This window comes from Massilia sp. FBCC-B171 (assembly GCF_059134155.1).
The window spans coordinates 3,791,131-3,812,189 of record NZ_CP101443.1; the positions used below are offsets into that span (position 1 = coordinate 3,791,131).

At 66.0% G+C, this 21,059-nt stretch carries 20 protein-coding genes; 3 read left to right on the plus strand and 17 right to left on the minus strand.

Annotated elements, in window-relative coordinates; all coding sequences use genetic code 11:
* Nucleotides 1–109 precede the first annotated feature (109 nt).
* Nucleotides 110–1,366, minus strand: a complete 1,257-nt coding sequence (icd, locus tag NMB41_RS17155; protein ID WP_494379011.1) for an NADP-dependent isocitrate dehydrogenase — start codon at nt 1,364–1,366, stop codon at nt 110–112.
* Between the two features lie 161 nt (nt 1,367–1,527).
* Here icd and NMB41_RS17160 point away from each other — a divergent pair, with 161 nt between their 5' ends.
* Nucleotides 1,528–2,103: a pseudouridine synthase gene (locus tag NMB41_RS17160; RefSeq protein ID WP_494379012.1), complete on the plus strand. Its 576-nt coding sequence runs from the start codon at nt 1,528–1,530 to the stop codon at nt 2,101–2,103.
* A 215-nt stretch (nt 2,104–2,318) separates the two neighbouring features.
* On the opposite strand, the gene NMB41_RS17165 is transcribed toward NMB41_RS17160, so the two are convergent.
* Together NMB41_RS17165 and rpsT are read right to left on the minus strand one after the other, a co-directional pair.
* On the minus strand, nt 2,319–4,553 hold the full coding sequence (locus NMB41_RS17165; RefSeq protein WP_494379013.1) for an NADP-dependent isocitrate dehydrogenase: 2,235 nt from the start codon (nt 4,551–4,553) through the stop codon (nt 2,319–2,321).
* Between the two features lie 300 nt (nt 4,554–4,853).
* The gene (rpsT, locus tag NMB41_RS17170) at nt 4,854–5,120 is read right to left on the minus strand and encodes a 30S ribosomal protein S20 (protein ID WP_494379014.1); all 267 of its coding nucleotides are present in this window, start codon (nt 5,118–5,120) and stop codon (nt 4,854–4,856) included.
* A gap of 209 nt (nt 5,121–5,329) precedes the next feature.
* Between rpsT and murJ the strand changes: the two genes are divergently transcribed.
* A complete protein-coding gene (gene murJ / locus NMB41_RS17175; RefSeq protein ID WP_494379015.1) occupies nt 5,330–6,880 on the plus strand; it encodes a murein biosynthesis integral membrane protein MurJ in 1,551 nt (516 codons plus the stop codon).
* Here the strand turns inward: murJ and NMB41_RS17180 are convergent, their stop codons facing one another.
* From NMB41_RS17180 to NMB41_RS17235, 12 genes are all read right to left on the minus strand, one after another.
* On the minus strand, nt 6,881–7,549 hold the full coding sequence (locus NMB41_RS17180; protein ID WP_494379016.1) for a type II secretion system protein: 669 nt from the start codon (nt 7,547–7,549) through the stop codon (nt 6,881–6,883).
* Complete coding sequence (locus tag NMB41_RS17185; RefSeq protein ID WP_494379017.1) at nt 7,543–7,923, minus strand: type II secretion system protein; 381 nt, start codon at nt 7,921–7,923, stop codon at nt 7,543–7,545. Before NMB41_RS17185 ends, NMB41_RS17180 begins: the two co-directional genes overlap by 7 nt.
* 2 nt (nt 7,924–7,925) lie before the next feature.
* A complete protein-coding gene (locus tag NMB41_RS17190; protein WP_494379018.1) occupies nt 7,926–8,423 on the minus strand; it encodes a prepilin-type N-terminal cleavage/methylation domain-containing protein in 498 nt (165 codons plus the stop codon).
* Complete coding sequence (locus NMB41_RS17195; protein ID WP_494379019.1) at nt 8,420–10,390, minus strand: secretin GspD/PilQ domain-containing protein; 1,971 nt, start codon at nt 10,388–10,390, stop codon at nt 8,420–8,422. Before NMB41_RS17195 ends, NMB41_RS17190 begins: the two co-directional genes overlap by 4 nt.
* Nucleotides 10,390–10,908, minus strand: coding sequence for a hypothetical protein (locus tag NMB41_RS17200; protein ID WP_494379020.1), 519 nt, complete (start codon nt 10,906–10,908; stop codon nt 10,390–10,392). Before NMB41_RS17200 ends, NMB41_RS17195 begins: the two co-directional genes overlap by 1 nt.
* Nucleotides 10,905–11,468 (minus strand): hypothetical protein, encoded by a 564-nt coding sequence (locus NMB41_RS17205; RefSeq protein ID WP_494379021.1) that lies wholly within the window; start codon nt 11,466–11,468, stop codon nt 10,905–10,907. Before NMB41_RS17205 ends, NMB41_RS17200 begins: the two co-directional genes overlap by 4 nt.
* Nucleotides 11,465–12,007, minus strand: a complete 543-nt coding sequence (locus NMB41_RS17210; RefSeq protein ID WP_494379022.1) for a hypothetical protein — start codon at nt 12,005–12,007, stop codon at nt 11,465–11,467. The genes NMB41_RS17205 and NMB41_RS17210 overlap by 4 nt, the downstream gene beginning before the upstream one ends.
* Complete coding sequence (locus tag NMB41_RS17215; RefSeq protein WP_494379023.1) at nt 12,004–12,813, minus strand: hypothetical protein; 810 nt, start codon at nt 12,811–12,813, stop codon at nt 12,004–12,006. Before NMB41_RS17215 ends, NMB41_RS17210 begins: the two co-directional genes overlap by 4 nt.
* Complete coding sequence (locus NMB41_RS17220) at nt 12,806–14,503, minus strand: GspE/PulE family protein (protein WP_494379024.1); 1,698 nt, start codon at nt 14,501–14,503, stop codon at nt 12,806–12,808. The genes NMB41_RS17215 and NMB41_RS17220 overlap by 8 nt, the downstream gene beginning before the upstream one ends.
* Entirely contained in the window at nt 14,500–15,687 is a 1,188-nt protein-coding gene (locus NMB41_RS17225) for a type II secretion system F family protein (RefSeq protein WP_494379025.1), read from the minus strand. Before NMB41_RS17225 ends, NMB41_RS17220 begins: the two co-directional genes overlap by 4 nt.
* A 33-nt stretch (nt 15,688–15,720) precedes the next feature.
* A complete protein-coding gene (gene gspG / locus NMB41_RS17230) occupies nt 15,721–16,164 on the minus strand; it encodes a type II secretion system major pseudopilin GspG (protein WP_494379026.1) in 444 nt (147 codons plus the stop codon).
* 116 nt (nt 16,165–16,280) lie between these two features.
* Nucleotides 16,281–16,712 carry a hypothetical protein gene (locus NMB41_RS17235; RefSeq protein ID WP_494379027.1) on the minus strand — a complete coding sequence of 144 codons (432 nt, stop codon included), beginning with the start codon at nt 16,710–16,712 and terminating at the stop codon, nt 16,281–16,283.
* Nucleotides 16,713–17,014: 302 nt separating this feature from the next.
* On the opposite strand from NMB41_RS17235, the gene NMB41_RS17240 reads away from it, so the two are divergent.
* Nucleotides 17,015–17,287, plus strand: a complete 273-nt coding sequence (locus tag NMB41_RS17240) for a hypothetical protein (RefSeq protein ID WP_494379028.1) — start codon at nt 17,015–17,017, stop codon at nt 17,285–17,287.
* A gap of 79 nt (nt 17,288–17,366) precedes the next feature.
* On the opposite strand, the gene NMB41_RS17245 is transcribed toward NMB41_RS17240, so the two are convergent.
* The gene (locus NMB41_RS17245; RefSeq protein ID WP_494379029.1) at nt 17,367–17,954 is read right to left on the minus strand and encodes an NF038129 family PEP-CTERM protein; all 588 of its coding nucleotides are present in this window, start codon (nt 17,952–17,954) and stop codon (nt 17,367–17,369) included.
* An 11-nt stretch (nt 17,955–17,965) separates the two neighbouring features.
* Nucleotides 17,966–20,956: an ExeM/NucH family extracellular endonuclease gene (locus tag NMB41_RS17250; protein ID WP_494379030.1), complete on the minus strand. Its 2,991-nt coding sequence runs from the start codon at nt 20,954–20,956 to the stop codon at nt 17,966–17,968.
* Nucleotides 20,957–21,059 lie beyond the last annotated feature (103 nt).

Below are 21,059 nucleotides of genomic sequence, written 5' to 3' on the forward strand. Positions count from 1 at the left end.
CTCTTCCTTACCGCTCTCTTGCGTTTACAACACGGTCATCCCGGAAATCCGTGATGAACCAAAAAAAAGCCCGCCTTTAAAAGACGGGCCGATCATGCATTGCGACTGTTTATTGCATCTGCTCGATCATGACCTCGCCGAACCCCGAGCACGACACCTGGGTCGCGCCTTCCATCAGGCGCGCGAAGTCATACGTGACGCGCTTCGAGGTAATCGCCTTTTCCATCGACGAGATGATGAGGTCGGCGGCCTCGAACCAGCCCATGTGGCGCAGCATCATCTCGGCCGACAGGATGAGCGAGCCCGGGTTGACGTAATCCTTGCCGGCGTACTTGGGCGCGGTGCCGTGGGTGGCTTCGAACATGGCGACCGAATCGGACATGTTCGCGCCCGGCGCGATGCCGATGCCGCCGACCTGGGCCGCCAGGGCGTCCGAGATATAGTCGCCATTCAGGTTCAGGGTCGCAATCACGCTGTATTCCGCCGGGCGCAGCAGGATCTGCTGCAGGAAAGCGTCGGCGATCGAATCCTTGATGGTGATATCGCGCCCGGTACGCGGATTCTTGAATTTGCACCATGGGCCGCCGTCGATCAGTTCGGCGCCGAATTCTTTTTGCGCCAGTGCGTAGGCCCAATCGCGGAAACCGCCTTCCGTGTATTTCATGATATTGCCCTTGTGGACAATCGTCACCGAAGGCTTGTCATGATCGATCGCGTACTGGATCGCCTTGCGCACCAGGCGCTCGGTACCCTCGCGCGAAACCGGCTTGATGCCGATGCCCGAGCTTTCCGGGAAACGGATCTTCTTGACGCCCATTTCCTTGGTGAGGAAATCGATGACCTTCTTGACGCCTTCGGAACCGGCCTCCCATTCGATGCCGGCATAAATGTCTTCCGAGTTTTCGCGGAAGATCACCATGTCGGTCTTTTCGGGTTGCTTAAGCGGCGACGGCACGCCGGCGAAATAGCGCACCGGGCGCAGGCAGACGTAGAGGTCGAGTTCCTGGCGCAGCGCGACGTTGAGCGAGCGGATGCCGCCGCCGACCGGCGTGGTCAGCGGACCCTTGATCGAGACCACGTAATCCCTGACCACGTCCAGCGTCTCCGGCGGCAGCCAGACGTCCGGGCCGTAGATGCTGGTCGACTTCTCGCCGGCAAAGATTTCCATCCAGCTGATCTTGCGCTCGCCGCCGTAGGCCTTGGCCACGGCCGCGTCGACCACCTTGAGCATCACCGGGGTAATGTCCGCGCCGGTGCCGTCGCCTTCGATGTAGGGGATGACCGGGTTCATCGGCACGCTGAGCGAGAAGTCGGGATTGACGGTGATCTTCTGGCCGTCGGCGGGTACGTTAATATGTTGGTACATCGTGTTCTCCCAGGTGGACGCGGCGAACTGCGGCAAGTTCCGCTAGTCCTCTATAAGACATAAAATGGCGACTTGCATTATGCACCACTATTTTGCCAGATGCCACGCCGCGGCGGCCAGCGTTTCAGCCGCCCTTCCCGCTTTTGCCCCAAACATAATTCATGCCGCTTATTCTCTTCAATAAACCCTTCCAGGTGCTGTGCCAGTTTTCGCCGCAGGAAGGCCGCGAGTCCCTTGCCGACTACCTCACCATTCCCGGCATCTACCCGGCCGGCCGGCTCGACGCCGACAGCGAGGGCCTGATGCTGCTGACCGACGATGGCCCCCTGCAGCACAAGATCGCCCATCCCGACCACAAGGAAGCGAAGACCTACCTGGTGCAGGTCGATGGCGTGCCGGATGCGGATGCCCTGGCGCGCCTGCAGGCGCCGATCGACCTGGGCGACTTCGTGACGAAACCGTGCCGCGCGGTGCGCATCGCCGAACCGGACTGGCTGTGGCCGCGCAACCCGCCGATCCGCGCGCGCCAGGACAAGCCGACGAGCTGGATCGCGATCACGCTGGAAGAAGGCAAGAACCGGCAGGTGCGGCACATGACGGCGGCCGTCGGGCTGCCGACGCTGCGGCTGGTGCGCAGCAGTATCGGGCCGTTCAGTTTGCAGACGCATCCCCTGATGCCGGGGGAGTTTGTTGAGGTGCCGGTCGCGGCACTGCGTTCGAATCCCGCTAAACGTTGAGATATACCCGTAGGGTGGGCGGGTCCCCCGCCCACGCGTTCAGCTAGCGGATGAATACCCGCGACGGCAGCGCGAACGTGCGTTGAACGCGTGGGCCTCGGCGGCCCCGCGGTCACCCGCCCACCCTACGTCCCAAGTTCAGACGTTTCGATCAGACGTAAAAAAACCCGCCGCCCCTTTCAGGACGGCGGGTTTTTCACTGTCAGCCCAAAGGCTTACTTGCCCAGCGATTCAAGCGCAGCATTGAAGGTCGCGCTCGGGCGCATGATCGCCTTCACCTTCGCTTCATCGGCCTTGTAGTAGCCGCCGATGTCAGCCGGCTTACCCTGCACTGCCAGCATCTCGGCAACGATCTTCTGCTCGTTCTCAGCCAGGTTCTTGGCCAGCGGCGCGAAGTAAGCGGCCAGTTCGGCATCTTCCTTCTGCGCGGCCAGTTCCTGGGCCCAGAACAGCGACAGGTAGAACTGGCTGCCGCGGTTGTCGAGCTCGCCGGTCTTCGGCGAAGGCGACTTGCGGTTGTCCAGCAGCTTGCCGGTTGCGGCATCTAACGTCTGCGCCAGGACCTTGGCCTTGGTGCTGCCGGTCTTGATGCCGAGGTCTTCCAGCGACACGGCCAGGGCCAGGAACTCGCCCAGCGAATCCCAGCGCAGGTGGTTTTCTTCGGTCAGCTGCTGCACGTGCTTCGGAGCCGAGCCGCCGGCGCCGGTTTCATACATGCCGCCGCCGGCCATCAGCGGGACGATCGACAGCATCTTGGCGCTGGTGCCCAGTTCCAGGATCGGGAACAGGTCGGTCAGGTAGTCGCGCAGGATGTTGCCGGTCACCGAGATGGTGTCCAGGCCGCGGCTGACGCGTTCCAGCGTGTAGCGCATCGCGCGCACCTGCGACATGATCTGGATGTCCAGGCCGGTGGTGTCGTGATCCTTCAGGTAGATGCGCACCTTCTTGATCAGTTCGTTCTCGTGCGGACGGTACGGGTCGAGCCAGAACACGGCCGGCATGCCCGAGTTGCGCGCGCGCGTCACGGCCAGCTTGACCCAGTCGCGGATCGGCGCGTCCTTGACCTGGCACATGCGCCAGATATCGCCCTGCTCGACGTTCTGCGACAGCAGCACTTCGCCGGTGGCGACATCGGTGATGTTGGCGACGCCGGCTTCGGCCATCTCGAAGGTCTTGTCGTGCGAGCCGTATTCTTCGGCCTGCTGGGCCATCAAGCCTACGTTCGGGACCGTGCCCATGGTCTTCGGATCGAAGGCGCCATGCCATTTGCAGAAGTTGATGATCTCCTGGTAGATGCGGGCAAAGGTCGATTCCGGGATGACGGCCTTGACTTCCTTGAGCTTGCCGTTGGCGTCGTACATCTTGCCGCCGGCGCGGATCATGGCAGGCATCGAAGCGTCGACGATGACGTCGTTCGGCGAATGGAAATTGGTGATGCCCTTGGTCGAGTCGACCATGGCCAGCGCCGGACGGTGTTCCTGGCAGGCGTGCAGGTCGCGCTCGATTTCTTCGCGCTGCGAGGCAGGCAGGTTGGCGATCTTGTTGTACAGGTCGGCCATGCCGTTGTTGACGTTGACGCCGAGGCTGTCGAACAGGGCGCCGTGCTTTTCAAACGCTTCCTTGTAGAACATGCGCACGCAGTGGCCGAAGACGATCGGGTGCGAGACCTTCATCATCGTCGCCTTGACGTGCAGCGAGAACAGCACGCCGGTTTCTTTCGCATCCATGATCTGCTGCTCGTAGAACGCAAGCAGGGCCTTGCGGCTCATGAACATCGAATCGATGATCTCGCCGTCCTGCAGCTTCACGCTTGGCTTGAGCACGATGGTCTGGCCGCTCTTGGTGATCAGTTCCATCTTGACCTCGCGCGCGCCCTGCACCGTCAGCGATTTTTCGCCGTGGTAGAAGTCGCCGTGGGTCATGTGCGAGACGTGGGTGCGCGAGGCGGGCGACCATGGCGACATCGAGTGCGGGTTCTTGCGTGCGTACTCTTTGACGGCGCGCGGTGCGCGGCGGTCCGAGTTACCTTCGCGCAGGACCGGGTTCACGGCCGAACCGATGCACTTGTTGTAGCGTGCCTTGATCGCTTTTTCTTCGTCGGTCTTGGCGTCGGCCGGGTAGTCAGGCAGGTTATAGCCCTTCTCCTGCAGTTCCTTGATCGCGGCGGTCAGCTGGCCAACCGAGGCGCTGATGTTCGGCAGCTTGATGATGTTCGCATCCGGCTCGAGCGTCTTCTTGCCCAGTTCGGCCAGGGCGTCCGGCACGCGCTGCTCAGGCGTCAGGTTCTCCGGGAAGGCGGCCAGGATACGGGCTGCGACTGAAATGTCGCTCGACACGACGTCGATGCCGGCGGCCTTGGTGAAGGTGCTGACGACAGGCAGGAAGGCGTGGGTTGCCAGCAGCGGCGCCTCGTCGGTCAGGGTGTAGATGATGGTCGGATTACTGCTCATGAGCTTTTTCCTCGGTTCTCGCGAAAGGTTCGCGATCTATGAATCTTGATAAGTAACGCTGGTCGTCCCGAAGACCTCTACAGCGGCCAAGTCTTCTATAAGACATAAGACGAGCGTTTCACATTATGCACCAGTATTTTACTAGGCGCTACAGCTTTAGCAAGCACCGGGGCAAGGAAATCGCATTCCGGAACCGGATAAAAAACACTCCGAAAGCGGAAAAACCCGCCGGGCATGCACCGGGCGGGTTCTTCTTCCACTGTACTGCCAGCGCGGCCGAGGCCGCGCGCCAACCGGCTATTAGGCCGACAGGGCTTTCAGGGCAGCAGCCAGGCGGCTCTTGTGGCGAGCGGCCTTGTTCTTGTGGATGATCTTCTTGTCAGCGATGCTGTCGATGGTCGAGACCGACGACTGGAAGATGCTGGTTGCTGCAGCTTTGTCGCCTGCCTGGATGGCTTTGCGGACGGCCTTGATGGCGGTGCGCAGGGTCGAACGCTGCGAGCTGTTGTGTGCGTTTTGCTTAACTGCTTGACGAGCGCGTTTGCGCGCTTGTGCGGTATTTGCCATGGAATTTCCTAAATCGGGGTCAAGTTGCGTTTGCAAACATTAGCGAGTCAAACTGGCCCATTCCAGTGCCTGCCAAAACATTGTGTCTGCCAACAGAATTCAGTACAGCCCACGATTATAGCGAAGGAATCCACTACCGGCAATTCATTCTTGCTATTTGGCGCCACAGATGCCGCGCAGGGGGTGTTGCCCAGCTATAATCTCGCCCCATGAATCTGCTCAAGACCCTCGCTGCCATTTCCAGCATGACCATGGTGTCGCGCGTGACCGGACTGTTGCGCGAAAGCCTGTTCGCCACCGCCTTCGGCGCCTCGAACTTCACCGACGCCTTCAACATCGCCTTCCGCCTGCCGAACCTGCTGCGCCGCCTGTTTGCCGAAGGCGCCTTCTCGCAGGCCTTCGTGCCGATCATTACCGAATACAAGACCAAGCACGGCCAGGAAGCCACCAAGACCCTGGTCGACCATGTGGCCACCGTGCTGATCTGGGCAACCCTCCTGGTCAGCATCGCCGGCATCGTGGCCGCGCCCGTCCTCATCTACTGGATCGGCGGCGGGCTGCAGCGCGAACCGGCCGCCTTCGACGCCGCCGTCGTCATGACGCGCATGATGTTCCCCTACATCGCCTGCATGGCCTTCGTCGCGCTGGCCAGCGGCGTGCTCAACACCTGGCGCCAGTTCAAGATTCCGGCGATTACGCCGGTGCTGCTCAATCTGTCCTTCATCTTCGCCGCCCTGGTGCTGGCCGATTATTTCGAGCAGCCGATCTATGCCATGGCCGTGGGCGTGTGCATCGGCGGCGTGCTGCAGGTCGCGCTGCAGATCCCTTCCCTGTTAAAGATCGGCATGCTGCCGCGCCTCTCGGTCAATCCGCTGGTCGGCCTGCGCGACGCCGGCGTGCACCGCATGCTGGGCAAGATGGGGCCGGCCGTGTTCGCCGTGGCCGCGGCCCAGATCAGCCTCCTGATCAATACCACCATCGCCGCCTCGCTGGCGGCGGGCGCCGTCTCGGCCCTGCAGTATGCGGACCGGCTGATGGAGCTGCCGACCGCCCTGCTCGGCGTGGCGCTGGGGACGATCCTGTTGCCGGGCCTGGCGAAAGCCAATACCGAAGGCGACACGCTTGAGTACTCCTCGCTGCTCGACTGGGGCCTGCGCCTGACCTTCCTGCTGTCCATTCCGGCCGCGGTGGGCCTGGCGACCCTGGCCGAGCCGATGATCGCCACCCTGTTCCACTACGGCGCCTTCGACAACCAGGACGTGGCCGCCTCCTCGCTGCCCCTGATGGCCTATAGCGCGGGCCTGCTCGGCTTCATCCTGGTCAAGACGCTGGCGCCGGCCTTCTTCGCGCGCCAGGACGTGAAGACGCCGGTGCGCATCGCTGTCGGCGTGCTGGTGGTGACCCAGCTCCTGAACCTGGTCTTCGTGCCGACGCTGGGCGTGGCGGGCCTGGCGCTGTCGATCGGCGTGGGCGCCTGCATCAACGCGGCCCTGCTGTACGCGGGCCTGCGCAAGCGCCGGATCTACGTGCCGCAGCCGGGCTGGGGCAGCTTCTTCTTCAAGCTGATGGTGGCCGTGACGGTAATGGGCGCGGTCGCCTGGTTCGCCCAGGCCCAGTTCAACTGGATCGCCATGCGCGCCCAGCCCTTCCTGCGCGCCGGCGCCCTGCTCGCCATCATCACGGCCTGCGGCATCAGTTATTTCGCCGTGCTCGGGATGCTGGGCTTCCGCCCGCGCGACTTCAAGCGCCGCTCCAAGTAATCAAGAACCCGACACCGTCTGCCCGGCCGGCGGCGTTTCGGGTTCGGCCGGCGCCTGTTCCGGTTCGGGCTCGGGCTCGGGTTCGGGTTCGTTCGCTGGCGCCTCCGGCGGCGGCGGGTCCGCAGGCGCCGCCGGAGGCAAGGCAGGCATCTCCAGCGGTGGCGGCTTGATCCCCACCGGCGCCCCTGCCGGCACCACGCCAACTCCCGCCGTGAACTTCCACTCCGACAGATGCTCCTTGTTCTCGAAGCCGGCAAAGCGCGCGTCGAAATTCGCCAGCTTCAGCGGCTGCGCCTGCGACAGGCTGTAGACCGCCAGCACCCCCAGCTTGTCGCCCTGGTACTGCACGCCCCACTCGGTCGATCCGGTGATCGGGTCGACGAAAATCTTGCGCAAGTGGCGCCGGGTGCCGGGAAAGCGCGGGTCCCTCAATAAATCCTGCAGCGTCGGCGGCACCGGCGCAAAGCCCTGCGGCGTGGCCGCGGCATAGCTGCGCAGCGCTTCGCCGAAGGCGGCGCCGATGTCCAGCAGCTCCTGCTCGGCCTGGGCGCGCCGGAGCAGGCCATCGACCTTCAGCGTCGCCGCCCCCACCAGGCCCAGGATCGCGACGAAGACCACCAGCCCGACATAGGTGAAGCCGGCCTGGCGTGACAAGCGGCGCGCTACCATTGCGCGTAAGGCCGGCCGCGGCGGTCGTTCCCCGGCGCGCCGCTATGGATGTCGTAGACCGCGCCCGGCGCCTGGCCCTCCTCGGGCGGGGCTATGATCCAGCCGCTGTCGGATTCGAGGATCGGGTCGACCGGCAGGCGCGCCAGGTATTTTTTCTCGACCAGCTCCTCGAGCGAATCGGGATAGCGTCCGGTGTCGGCATGGTACTGGTCGATCACGGCGCGCACGCTGCGCAGGTTGTCCTGCAGGATGGTCTCCTTGGCGCTGTCCACGCTCGGGAAGAAGCGCGGCACGGCCAGCGTCAGCAGCAGGGCCACGATGGCCAGCACCACCAGCAATTCGATCAGGGTGAAGCCGCGTCTGAGCTTGCGCATGCTTACCACCGCCCGTAGGGAATGCCGTTCAGGCCAATGCGGCCGGACGCCGAAAACACGTCGTACACGTCGTCGCCCTCCTTCGGCTCATTGGCCTCGCTGGCGTAGCTGCGCTTGCCCCAGGTCGCGCCGTCTTCCAGTTCGGGGTCGGGCTGGAAAGGGTCGCGCGGCAGGCGGCGCAGGAAGTAGATCTTCGCGCCTTTCGGGCTGCGCAGGTCGCGCACGCCCTCGACCAGCAATTCCAGCGTGGCCGGGTAGCCGGTCGCGCCGGCGGTTTTTGCGATGCGGCCTTCGTCGGCGGTGCGTTTATAGGCGTCGATGGCCTGGCGCATCTCGCGCAGCGACTGGCGCAGCACTTGCTCGTTGCGGCGCTGGACCACGGTCTGGCCGACCGGGATCACCAGGGTGGCCAGCAAGGCGAGGATGGCCAGCGTGACCAGCAATTCGATCAGCGTGAAGCCGCGCCGATGCGATCGTGCGTTGAACGCGGCCAGGCTCATTGGACGGGTGTGGTGACCGGTTGGGGAACGGGCGTGACCTGCACGCCGGGCGGCACCGTGTACGGCGCCGGCGGCATGCTCGTCGGCAGCGAGAGCGGCATGCCGCTGACCGGCGCAGGCGGGGGCGCGGCAGCCGGCGCCACCGGCACGGCGACGGGCGGCGGCACAGGCCGCGCACCCGGCTGCACCGTCGGCAGGCGCACGGCGGTATCCGGACGGCGGCGGAAGCTCGCTTCGGTCCCGGCTGAAAACTCCGATGCGCCGGCCGCCGGACGCTGGACCGTGCGCACCAGGTGCGGCGTGATCGAGAGGACGATCTCGGTCTTGTCGTTGGCATCGCGCGTGCTGCCGAACAGGCGGCCCAGGATCGGCAGGCTGCCCACGCCCGGCACCTTGCTGCCGCTGCTGCGCTCTTCGCTGTTGATCAGGCCAGCGAGCACCTGGTTCTCGCCATCCTTCAACTGCAGCATGGTCGCCGCCGAGCGGGTGCCGATGCGGTAGGCGACCGAGCCGTTGTCGGTCTGCACCGTGTCGACCAGGTTGCTGACCTCGAGCGAGATGCGGATGCCGACTTCGTTGTTCAGGTAAATGGTCGGTTCGACGTTCAGGGTCAGGCCGACGTCGACATAGGTGATCGACTGCGAAAAGAAGTTGCCAGTCGCGCCAGGCGACACATTGGTCGTGATGTTCGGCACCTTGTCGCCGATGACGACCTTGGCTTTTTCCTTGTTGCGCACGCGGATGCGCGGATTGGCCAGGGTGTTCGAGTCGGAATCGGTCTTGTTGGCGTTGACGGTCGCGCGCAGGCCGGAGACGCCCACCAGGGAACTGTTCAGGCCACGCAGCTCGTCGATCGAGATCGGCGTGCCGCTGGTCCCGATCAGCGGCACAATGCCGAGGCTCTGCGGCCAGGCCACGCCCAGGTCCATGATGCGCGAACGCTTGATCTCGAGGACTTCGACGTCCAGCATGACCTCGGATTCGGCCACGTCCTGCAGCGCGACGAGCTGGGTTGCGAGCTTGATCGCCTCGGGGCTGTCGCGCAGGATCACGAGGTTGAGCTTTTCGTCGACAACGACGTCGCGCGATTTCAGGATGGTCTTGAAGGTGTTCGCGATGCTCTTGGCGTCGGCGTTCGCCAGGTAAAAGGTCTTGACCGTCAGCTCCTGGTATTCCTTGAGCTTGGCGGGGTTGTTCGGGTAGACCAGGATCGTGTTGCCGTCCATGACCTGGCGCTCGAGCTGGTTCGTCACCAGCAGGAAGTGCACGGCGGCGTCCACCGTGCTGTTTTTCAGGAAGATCGAGGTGCGCGCATCGGAGCGCACGTCCTTGTCGAAGATGAAGTTCAGTCCCGAGTGGCGCGCGATGATCTCGAAGATCTGGCGCAGCGGCGCTTCGCGGAACTCCAGGCTGATGGGCTTGCGAAAAGCCGCGGCCAGCGCGGTGTCGGCGGCCGGCGTTGCCGCCTTCTCGTCGAGCTCCACCAGCAGCAGGCGCGCCGCTTCATGACCCGGCCGCTCGGTGAGGATGGTGGCCAGCTTCTGGCGCGCAGCGTCGGTATCCTTCTTCTCGAGGTCGAGGCGCGCCGCATCGAACAGGGCCGCGTGGCGGCGGTCGGCCTCGAGCTGGCGCAGGCCGGCGCGTCCGCGTTCGTTGGCCGGATCGATCTCGAGCACCTTCAGCCAGGCGGCGCGCGCGGCATCAAGGCGCCCGGCCGCCAGCTCGCGCTCGGCCTGCTCGAGCAGGCGCGTGGCGCTGGCATCGCGTGCGCGCAGCAGGGCCACGCGGTACACCGCATTGCCCGGATCTGCGGCCACCGCTTCGCGGTATTTCGCCAGGCCCTCACTGACCTGTTCCTGCGCGACCAGCGCATTGCCTTCCTGGTAGGCGCGCTGCGCCGTGCAACCGGCCAGCAGCGCGCTAGCTGCGAGCGCGCCGGCGAGGGCAACCATCCGTGACAGAACCATTACTCGAATACTCCAATGTTGAGCTGCTGGACCTGGTTCAGCGGCAGGTAAGTCAGGGTCATGAGGGGCGGCGCGATGCGCTCGACGCGCCAGGCGCCGTCGAGCACCACGCCGTCCGTCGCGAGATGGGTACGGTTGCCGCTGGCCAGGAACACCTGCCACTTGCCGTCTTCGAGCGATTTACCAAGCACGGTAAACGGCAGCGGCGGCGCAACGGGCGGCGGCGGCGGCGCCGGTTTCGGGGGCGGCGGCGGTGGCGGGGTCCAGTCCTGGCGGCCGAAGAGCGCATCGGCGCCAGCCGCGTCGCCCTCGCCGATCAGGGTCCCACGCGGCACCAGGCGCGCGATCACGGGCATGGCTTTTGCGGGCGCCGTCGCCGCACGTACGCTGCGTACCGGCGCGGCTTGCGGACGCTCGACCGCTTCGGCCAACTCGCCTTCGGGACTGCGGTCGCCGAAGGCCAGCAGGCCTGCTGCCAGCACGAGCGCGGCGCCCATCGCCATGTGACGCGGCTTCATCGCGGCGCTCCCGGAGCGTCCAGCAGATACAGGGTGAAACGCAGGCGCGCTTCGACATTGGGCTCGCCGATGCTGTCGCGCTTGAAGCTGATGTCGTCCAGCGCCGCGTAGGGAATCGCGCGCAGCGCCAGCAGCGAGAACTGCCAGACCTGGGCGTAACTCCCCTTCACCGGCAAATCGATCTGGTAAGTATGGAGCTGGGCATTGCGCTCGACCCCGCGCTTGTACTCGCCCTGGCGCAGCACCAGCCCGGTCCTGGCGGCGAGCCGGAAAAGGACCGCAAGCTGGGGCTCGACATTCGCCTGGCGCCCGAGCGCCGTGCGGAACAGGGCCAGGTTGCCGGCCGCGCCGCCGCCAATTTCCAGGGGCGCCACAACGGGCGGCGGCAGCCTGGCGGCGCGCCGCGCCTGTTCGCGTTCGGTCTCGAGCGACTCGCGCGCCGGCGCCACCCAGGCCAGGGCCGCGATTCCCGCCGCGCACAGCAGGACGGCGCCGATCGCCACCGGGTGGATGGCGCGCAGCGCGAGCCGCAGGCGCAGCCAGGCAGTCGTCAAGCTCATGGCGTGCCCCAGGCGGCGTCGAGCTGGAAGCGCAGCGGCCGGTTCGGGTCCTGTTCGACCACTTCGTGGCGCACCAGGGTGACCGCGCCGAACAGCTTGCCTTCCCCGAGCGCCGTCACATAGGCCAGCATGTCCTCGCTGGTCCTGGTCTCGGCGCTGATGCGCAGCACGCGTTTCTTCGCGTCCGGTTCCAGCGCCAGCAGGGCGACGCTGGCTGGCGTGGCCGCGCGCACGGCGTCGTGCAGCGCGCGCCATGGCAGGTTCAGCTTCGCGATGGCGCCGTTCACCGCCGCCGCTTCCGGTTCGCTGATCGGGGACTGTTGCGGCACGCTCGCCTGCACCGGCACGGCCGCGCGTGCGCGCAGTGCCGCCAGCTGGGCGTCGACCTCTTCGCGGGCCTCGCGATAGTCCTGTACCTGCACCAGTGCAGCCGAGCAGAGCGCCAGGCCGCCAAAGGCCGCGCCCCAGGCGGCCCGCGGCGCCCGAAACAGCGTGCGGCGCAGGCTGGGCGGGGCGAAGTCGACACGCACGCGTTTCATGCCTCGCTCCCGGTGCAGGCCAGGCGCACGGCGGCAGAAGCGTCCGGCGCATCGCCGCCCAGCAGCGTGCAGGCGAATTTCAGGCGTCCCTCATGGCTGGCCCAGCTGCGCGGCGCAGTGCCGCAGACCTGCAGCCGCTCCGGACGCCCTATTCCGAGGCGCAGCACTTCGCGCGCAACATGGCTCTCGAGCCAGTCGCGGCCGGCCCCGGGCGGCACCACGGCCGTGCGCAAGGCCGCCAGCTGCGCGCCGTCGTAGGCGGCCAGGCTCAGCACCTGGCCATGCACGAGGCCAAACCAGGCGCCGGGCCGGCGCAGCTTGCGCCAGCCGTTCAGCGCGGCGACAAACTGCGGCACCACCTCGACCAGCGTGCAGCGCGCCTCGCGCGCGCATTGCGCCAGGGTGTCGAGCAAGGCAGCCGGCAAGGCGGCGGCCAGGAAGGGTTGCGCCGCATGCCAGTCGGCGGCGATGGTCCAGCCGCCTGGGGGCGCACCGAACAGGCCGGCATAGCGCATGGCGGCGGCAGCCTCCAGGTCGGCGGGACTGGAAGCTTGCGGCGGCGGCGCCACCTGCCACATGCGCGCCAGTTCGTCGGCCAGCACCACGCGCAGGGGCCAGCCGGCCACTTGCGCATCGGCCAGCAGCGCGCGCAGGTTTGACGCCAGCGCCTGCACGTCGTGGGCGCCACCGATGCGCAGCCCGGCCACGACGGCGTGGCGCTTGCCGAACCAACTGTCCGTGCGCACCAGGGCCAGGCTGTCGTGGTCCAAGCCCAGGCGCAGCGCTTGTCCGGGCAGTCTACGCATGCTGGGTCACCCGCTTGATTTCGTCGAGGGTGGTGGCGCCGCGCCGCACCAGGTCGAGCGCGGCCAGGCGCAGGCTGCGCGTGCCGTTCGCGTGCGCCGCAGCCTTGATGCGGCGGATCGGCTGCTTGTCGACGATCAGTTCGCGGATCTCGTCGTTCAGCGTCAGGATTTCGGCGATCGACCGGCGGCCCTTGTAGCCGGTGCCGCGGCAGTCGCCGCAGCCCTTCCCGCGCATGAACACGAAGTCTTGCACCTCGCCGCGTTCGAGCCGCGCCGACGCCAGTTCGGCGTCCTCCGGCACGTACTGCACCGCGCAATGCGGGCAGTTCATGCGGATCAGGCGCTGGGCCCAGATGCCGTTCAGGGCCGACACGAAGGCGTACGGGTCGATCCCCATGTGGGTGAAGCGCCCGAACACGTCGAACACGTTGTTGGCGTGGACGGTGGTCAGGACCAGGTGGCCGGTCAGCGCCGACTGCACCGCGATCTCCGCCGTTTCGCGGTCACGGATCTCGCCGACCATGATCTTGTCCGGGTCGTGGCGCAGGATCGAGCGCAGGCCCTTGGCGAAGGTCAGGCCCTTCTTTTCGTTGACAGGAATTTGCAGGATGCCGGGCAGCTGGTATTCGACCGGGTCTTCGATCGTGATGATCTTCTCGCGCCCGTTATGGATCTCGGTCAGCGCCGCGTACAGCGTGGTCGTCTTGCCCGAGCCAGTGGGCCCGGTCACCAGCAGCATGCCGTAAGCCTCCTGGGCCAGCATGCGCAGCGTCGCCAGCGAGGGTGCGTCGAAGCCCAGCGCTTCCAGGGTCAGCGCGCCATAGGCTTCAACCATGGCGCGCTTGTCCAGGATACGGATGACCGCATCCTCGCCGTGGATGCTCGGCATGATCGACACCCGCAGGTCGATCTCGCGCCCGCCGGACTCGACCCGGAAGCTGCCGTCCTGCGGAATGCGGCGCTCGGCGATGTCGAGTTCGGCCAGCACCTTCAAACGCGAGATGATGTGCTCGGCCAGTTCGATGCCGCCGACGCTGGTGGCGTGATCGAGCACGCCGTCGACGCGGTATTTGACGGCTAGTCCCGTGGACGTGCTCTCGAGGTGGATATCCGAAGCGCCGGCTTTCAAGGCGTCGTACAGCGTCGAATTGACCAGCTTGACGGCCGGGCTGCCCGCTTCCGAGACCGAGGCAAACGACAGCACGGCCGCCGTCTTGCCGTCGCGCCGGGCGTCGCCGCTGCTGGGCGCGAGCGTGTCGACCGCGCGCGCCGAGGCTTCCTGGCGCGTCAGGTAGGCCTGGATGTCCGACGCCAGCGCCAGGCGCAGGTGCAGCGGAGAACGCGGCGTGGCGCCTGCCTGCGCCGAGAGCCAGGTCTGCTGGTCGAGGTCGAAGGGGTCGGCGATGACGCCGGTGACCTGGCCGTCCGCGGCGCGCAGCAGCACGCAGTGGCGCGACAGGGCCTGGGCCAGCGGCAGCAGGTCGAAAGCCGGCTGCTGGCTCAGCATCTCGGCCGTCTCCATCACGCACAGGCCAAAGGGCTCGGCCAGCGCGGCGACCAGCTGGCGCCGCTCGAACCCGGTCAGGGCTTCGAGTTCGGCCACCAGCGCGCGCTGCGACTGGCGCGATTGGGCACGCGCGCGTGCCAGCAGCGCGGAATCGAGCGCCAGGGTCACGACATCGCCTCTCAAGACATATCCCCTGCCAGGTCGAAAATCGGCATGTACAGCAGCACCACGATGGCCCCGACCACCAGGCCAATGGCCGCCATCAGGAGCGGCTCGAAGGTGCGCGTGAAACGGTCGATCCAGCGGCTGATCTCGCCGTCGTAGAAGGCGGCCGACTGGGTCAGCATCGGTCCCATGTCGCCGGTGCGCTCGCCGACGCGCAGCATGCGCAGCGAAATCGGCGTGGTCAAGCCATAGGCCTCGAAGGCGTCCGAGAGCGGGCGGCCCGATTCGATGGCGGCGCGCGCATTCGACAGGGCCGTGCGCAAGCTGGGCGACACCATCGCCTGCACGGTGTCGATCGCGCCGACGATGGTGATGCCGCCTTCGGTCAGCATGCCGAGCGTGAGATACAGGCGCGAGAGTTCGTAGATGCGGGCCCGTTCGCCAATGCCTGGCAGGCGCGCCAGCAGGCGCGGGATGCCGCCGCTGCGCAGCAGCCGGCGCACGCCGACGAAGGCCAGCGTCGCCAGGGCGATTGCGGCGAGCAGGATGGCGCTGCCGTGCTGCGCCGCGAACTGGCCCCAGTCGAGCAGCAGGCGGCTCATCCACGGCAGTTCGCGCCCCGCGCCCTGGTAGACCTCGGCGAAGCGCGGCACCACATAGCCGATCAAAAAGCCGCTCACGGTGCCGCCCACGCACAGCAGGATCACCGGATAGATCGAGGCGCTGACGATTTTCGAGCGCACCGTGTCGATGCGCTGCTGGTAGTCGATGTAGCGGGACAGTGCGCGCGGCAGGTCGCTCGTGCCTTCGGCGGCGCGCACGATGCCCACGAACAGCGGCGGGAACAGCGCGGCCTGTTCGGCCAGCACGCTGGAAAAGCGCTTGCCGTCGCGCAGACCCGCCAGCAGGCGTTCGAGCACGCCGCGCGCGGCCGGATTGGCTTCCTTTTCCAGCAGCGCCTCCAGGCCTTCGACAATGCCCAGGCCCGCGTTCAGCAGGGCCAGCAGCTCCTGGCTGAACAGGACGAGATCGAGTTTCGGTCCACGCGCGCGCGCGAGACGCGCCCCGCCCTGCGCCTTGATCGCGCTGACGAACAGGCCTTGGGCTTCAAGCTGGCGCCGCGCGTCGGCTTCGTCGAGCGCGTCGATGACCACGTTCGTGATCGTCAGGTCGGGCGCGAGGGTGCGGACTGCAAACTGCATGAAGGCCTGCCAGGGTAGGAAGTGGAGATGAAATCAGAGCGAGGAGATGTCGGCGTTGTCGCCGGCGCCGCCAGGCTGGCCATCACGGCCGAAGGAAACGATCTCGTATTCTCCCTTGCTGGCGGGCGAACGGTATTGATAGGAATGGCCCCAAGGGTCGGACGGCACGCCCTTCTTGAGGTAGGGGCCGTTCCATTTCAGGCCGGCGCTGGCGGGCGCGGTCATCAGCGCACCCAAGCCTTCTTCCCCAGTCGGGTAGCGCCCGACGTCGAGGCGGTAGGTGTCGAGCGATTTTTCGAAGGCGTCGATCTGGGCCTTGGCGATGGTGACTTCGGACTTGCCGAGCTGGGAGAAATACTTGGGACCGACGTAAGCGGCAAGCAAGCCGATGATGACGATCACGACCAGCAATTCGAGCAGCGTGAAGCCACCCGCGACAAGGCGCGGCGACAGGGACTTGCGGGTTACGACTTGCATCCAGACACTCCTGAGTTGACCGTTTGATCAAACCCGTGAAGCGTATCACGGCAATATACTCCAGGCAACCAATCTGGCGCCCGGAGCGCGTGCTTTTGCACAGCCGCAAACAAGTCTCAGCGCACCAGTTGCGCCTCGCCCAATTGGCAGGTATTTGCCCGGCAAGCCGCAGGCGGCGGCGTCAGCACGCGGCAGTTCGAGATCCTGCCCGAACTGTCGTTGCCGGCCTGCTGCTCGGTCTTGTAGCGCTCGGCCAGCGCCTGCAGCTCACCCGCGCTGGTCTTCGCATTCGACCAGGCGAGGAACCCAGCCGGGCCGCCGCAGGCCTTGGCGCCGATCGGCAATACCTGGCATTGGCTGTCGCTGGTGCACTCGGCCTTGCCGATCATTGCCTGGATCTGGCCCAGGGTGCCGGACGCCGCCGGCGCGGCCCCTGACGGCACGGGCTGGTCAGCGGCCGGGGCCGTGGCCTGTCGGGAGGCCGGGCCATCGGCCCGGGTGGTGCAGGCCGCGCAGGCCAGCAATAAGAGGATGGCAAGTTTTTGCATGGGCTCATCATACCGCCCGCCCGAGCGGGGTCAAGCGTGCGCGGGGGCACTGCCGGAAACAGGATGAGGTCAAGCACTTGGGAGGCTGTGGAAAAGATGCCACACGGCAATATTCGAGGACAGGTGAGAACTTCTCTTTTCTCGTAGGATAGTTCCTACTAACACCATTCAACTTCTTCTATCGTGCGCTTATCGTGCGTTCAATATCTCCCATCTTCATCGATCTATTTAGAAAGCAATTGATCTTCAGAAAGATTCTCCGCTACAATTAAAGCCATCACTGACGAGCCCGCCTCTACACCATGAAAACCTTCCGCCTGCCTAGCCTTATCAGCATCACCCTGATCGCCGCTGCGCTCAGCGCCTGTGGAGGCAGCGTGCCCGAGAACGCCGTCCCCGCCGTGCAGACCGCGGCTGCGGCCAAGGTCGTCGACCTCTCTATCGACCCGGCCGCCGCCGGCCAGATGCCGGCGCCCGATTGCGCCGACCAGAACTGCAGCGGCCTGCGCATCATCGACGGCAATGCCGAAGCCTTCCGCATCGATGCCATGCGCCGCGCCGGCCAGGGCAGCTAAGTCCTCGCCGAGGTGACGAAATAAAAAAAAGGCACATCCGGCCTGCGCCGGATGTGCCTTTTTGTTTGCGACTGTCTGCTTACTTACGGCGTGCGCGCAGGGTCGAACCCATCAGTGCCAGGCCGAGCGCCAGCGAGGCCAGCGTCGCCGGTTCCGGCACTTCGACCAGGCGCACGACCTCACCACCGACGCTCACGCCAACGGCCGTCTCCGGCAACAGTTCGAAGCTGGCCAGGTTGCCCTCCACCAGCAGGTAGCTGCCGAAGTCCGGGGTGTACAAGGCGACACCGAGCGTGGTCCCGTCACCGAATGCGTCGACGTCGCCAAAGGACACGTCGAACCCGAAGCGCCCGCCCAGGTTGACCTCCTGGGTGAACGCGTTGAAGGCGCCGCTGTTACCCAGCAGGACGCCCAGCGCGACATCGCCGCTGGCATCGCCCTCGAGCGTGCTGCCTGGGCCGAAATCGCCGTAGAAATTGCTCAGCCTGGCGCTGGCCGTGGCCGAGCTGCCCAGTCCAAGGAAGGTGAAGTCGAGCAGGCCCTGGCCTTCCAGGGGCGCGGTGTCGAAGCTGACCCGGTAGGTCGGGCCGGCAAAGGCGGCACCGGCGCCGGTGACCAGCATCAGCGCCAGCAGCGCACGGGTGAACAGGTTTTTCAGATTAAACATGGATCAGTTCCTTAGAATGTGCCGTTGATCAGCTTCGCGGTGTAGCCAATGCTGGTTTTCGATGGATTGGTGAAGGTCGTGGTCACGGTGACCGAAGCGCCGGCCGCAAGCGACGTACCCGGCAGGGTCAGGTAAGGTGCACCGCCCTGCTCGCCGCTCTTGCCGTCGAGCGTGACGCCGGCCGGCAGGGCTTGCAGCACCAGGTGCAGCGGGCCATTGAGCGCCGCGCCGCTGGTGTTGGTGATCTTCACGGTGCCGCTGTACTTGCCGGTGACGCGGTTCATGGTGATGCCCGAACGCAGCATCGTGCTCGACGCCGTCACGTCGGTAAAGGTCGCCGCCAGGTTCAGGCTGACCACCACCGGGTCGTGGTCGGAGGCGCGGTAAGGATCGGCCTGGTACGGATCCTGGCCGGTCGTCTCGAGGTTGTAGTCGATCGCTTCCGGCTCGTCGGCATTGTTATGCCATTCGGTCACGCCGGCCACCTGCGCCGACAGGCTGCTGCTGGCCAGTGCGTGGTCGAGGTAACCGCTCTCGCTGCCGAACACATACGAATACGGCACGCCATGCGGACGCACGAAGCGCTCGATTTCATTGACATAGCCGGCGGCGTTGAGCAAGCGGATCGGGTCTTCCATGCCGTAGGCATTCATGTCGCCCACGACCAGCACGTCCGGATCGTTGGCAGCGGCCACGACCTGCGGCAGGAAAACATCGCGCAGGCGCGCGGCTTGCTCGACGCGGGTGGCGTTCCAGCAGCCCTGGCCGTCGCCGCTGTCGGTGTTGCCGGCTCCACCGCCGCAGCTGCCCTTCGATTTCAGGTGGTTCACCACCAGCGAGAACTTGCCGCCGTTGGCCGCCTTGAAGGTCTGGGCGATCGGCGCGCGGTTGTTCACGCTATGGCCGTCCGACAATGCGGCGCCCACCAGGCTCACCGCGGTCGGCTTGTAGATCATCGCCACGCGGATCGCGTCGGTGCCGGTCGCGGCCGGCTTCGGCACGACGGCATAGGTGCCGGCGCCCAGCGCGCCATTGAGTGCATCGACCAGATAAGTCACGGCGATGTCGTCGTTGTTCTGGATTTCCATCAGGCCCACGACATCGGCATTGACCGCGGCCAGCGAGGCGACGATCTTGTCGCGCTGGCGCACGAATTCGGCCATGTTGTCGGCGCCGCGGCAATTCGACTTGTTGGTGGTCGTGCCGATCTTGCAGCCCTGGCCAGTGCGGCCCCAGGCGTCGTTGCCGTTGGTGAAGGTGGTGAAGAAGTTCAGCACGTTGGCGCTGGCCACCCGCACATTGCCTGCGGCAACAACTGGCGCCGGGAGACGCGCATTGGTGCGCGAGAAGCGCGGCGTGACGGTCGGCTGCAGCTTGAAGGCCGCGCCGACGTCGCCGCTGGCGCCGAAATCGAGCACGCCGGTGAGGTCGGTGACGGTGTCGCCGCTACGCACGGTGCCGTCCTGGAACAGGTAAGGAATGCTGGCCGGCGCGACGAAGATGCCGTCGTCGAGCACGACGACGTTCGCCGCATTGCTGGCCGCCAGGGCGCGCGCTTCAGGCGAACCCGGCGCGTAGCGGTTGGTCGGGATTTCGCGCCGGCCGCTGGACAAGGTCAGCTCGCCGCGGGTGCCGAGCGAGGCATTGCCGTTGACCGTCAGCGGCGTCGTGAAGCGCACCAGCATGCCCTCGAAGCGGGCCAGGTCGTCGTTCGGCATCTCGACATTGGCCGGGCTGATGCTGCCGGTTCCGATCTTGGTAGTGGCGCTGAGGTTGGTCAGTTCGGTGTAGGAGCGCGTTGCGCCGCTCGGGGAGTATTCGGTGACGGTGCCGGTGACGCGCACCAGGTCGCCCACGGCCACGCCGGCGTTCGAGCCGAACACGAAGATGCCGTCCGAGGTCGCCGGGTTGCCGTCGCCATTCGCGTCCTGCAGGAAGTAGCCGCTGCCGACCAGCGCGGTCACCACGCCCTGGGTCGTCTGCACCGAATTGGCATAGGCGCTCTTCGGCTCGGCGCCCTGGATCTGCGGGATCGTCAGCTGGCCGGCGACGCGCACGGCAACCGTGCAGCTGGCGTTCTGGCCATCGTTGTTGCCGAAGTTGATGATGACTGGATAGTTGCCCGCGGCGACATTGGCCTCGACATTCAGGCTGGCGCTGGCGCCGGCCCCGATACCTGATGCGGCCACGACATTGCGCAGCTCGATGCCGGCGACGGCGCCGGACGCCAGCACGATGCTGTTGACGATGCTGTCCTTGTCGCTGGCCGTGATGGCCGCGCTGCCTGCGCTGCCCTGCGCGACCTGCAGGCTGGCTGGGCAGACAGGCACGATCGGCTGCGCCGGGGTCGGGACCGGGTCCGTGCCGCCGCCCGGGCAGACCTTGAAGTCCGAGCCCTTGTGACGCGGGAGGGGTGTCGGCACGACGCTGAAGTCGTTCCGATTGTGATCGGTATCGGTGCAGCCGTCCTCGGCACGCTGGAGCGCGCTGATCGCCGATGGCGATGCCGCCGCCTGGGTTTCGCTCAGGTTGGCGGTGCCGTAGCCGACCAGGTCAATGATCGCGTCTTGCGTCGTGCTCGTCATCTGGACCGTCGTGGCGGCCAGCGCCACCTTGCCGGATCCGGCCGCCATTTGCACGCTCCACTCATGGTTGACGTCGGGGAGCGCGCTGCCGCCTTGCGTTTGCACCGTACTTGCTACCAGAAAGTATTGGCCCGGCTGCAAAGTCACGTCCGGCAAGACCGTCGTCGACGACCAGGTGCCCGCCGTCGCCGCATACTGCAGGCTCTTGCCCTTCAGCCCGACAACATCCTTGCTGCGATTGAACAGTTCGACGTACTCGCGGTTATAGGTCGCGCTGGTGCTGCCGGCACCGCCGAAGACCCGGCTGATGACGAGATCGGGCGAGGCGGCAAACGTGTTCGTCGACAATCCAGCCAGCAGCGCGGCCAGGATGGTGAGCCGGCCGGCCGGCGTGTTCGTTGCAACGTGCATTTTCATGGGCGTCCTGAAGAGATGAGGGGGCAGAATTCTTGTTGTCTATGCTGCTAGGCATTTTATTACCAGAAATAATTTTACGGAGACAATTTGACCGGAGAATGAC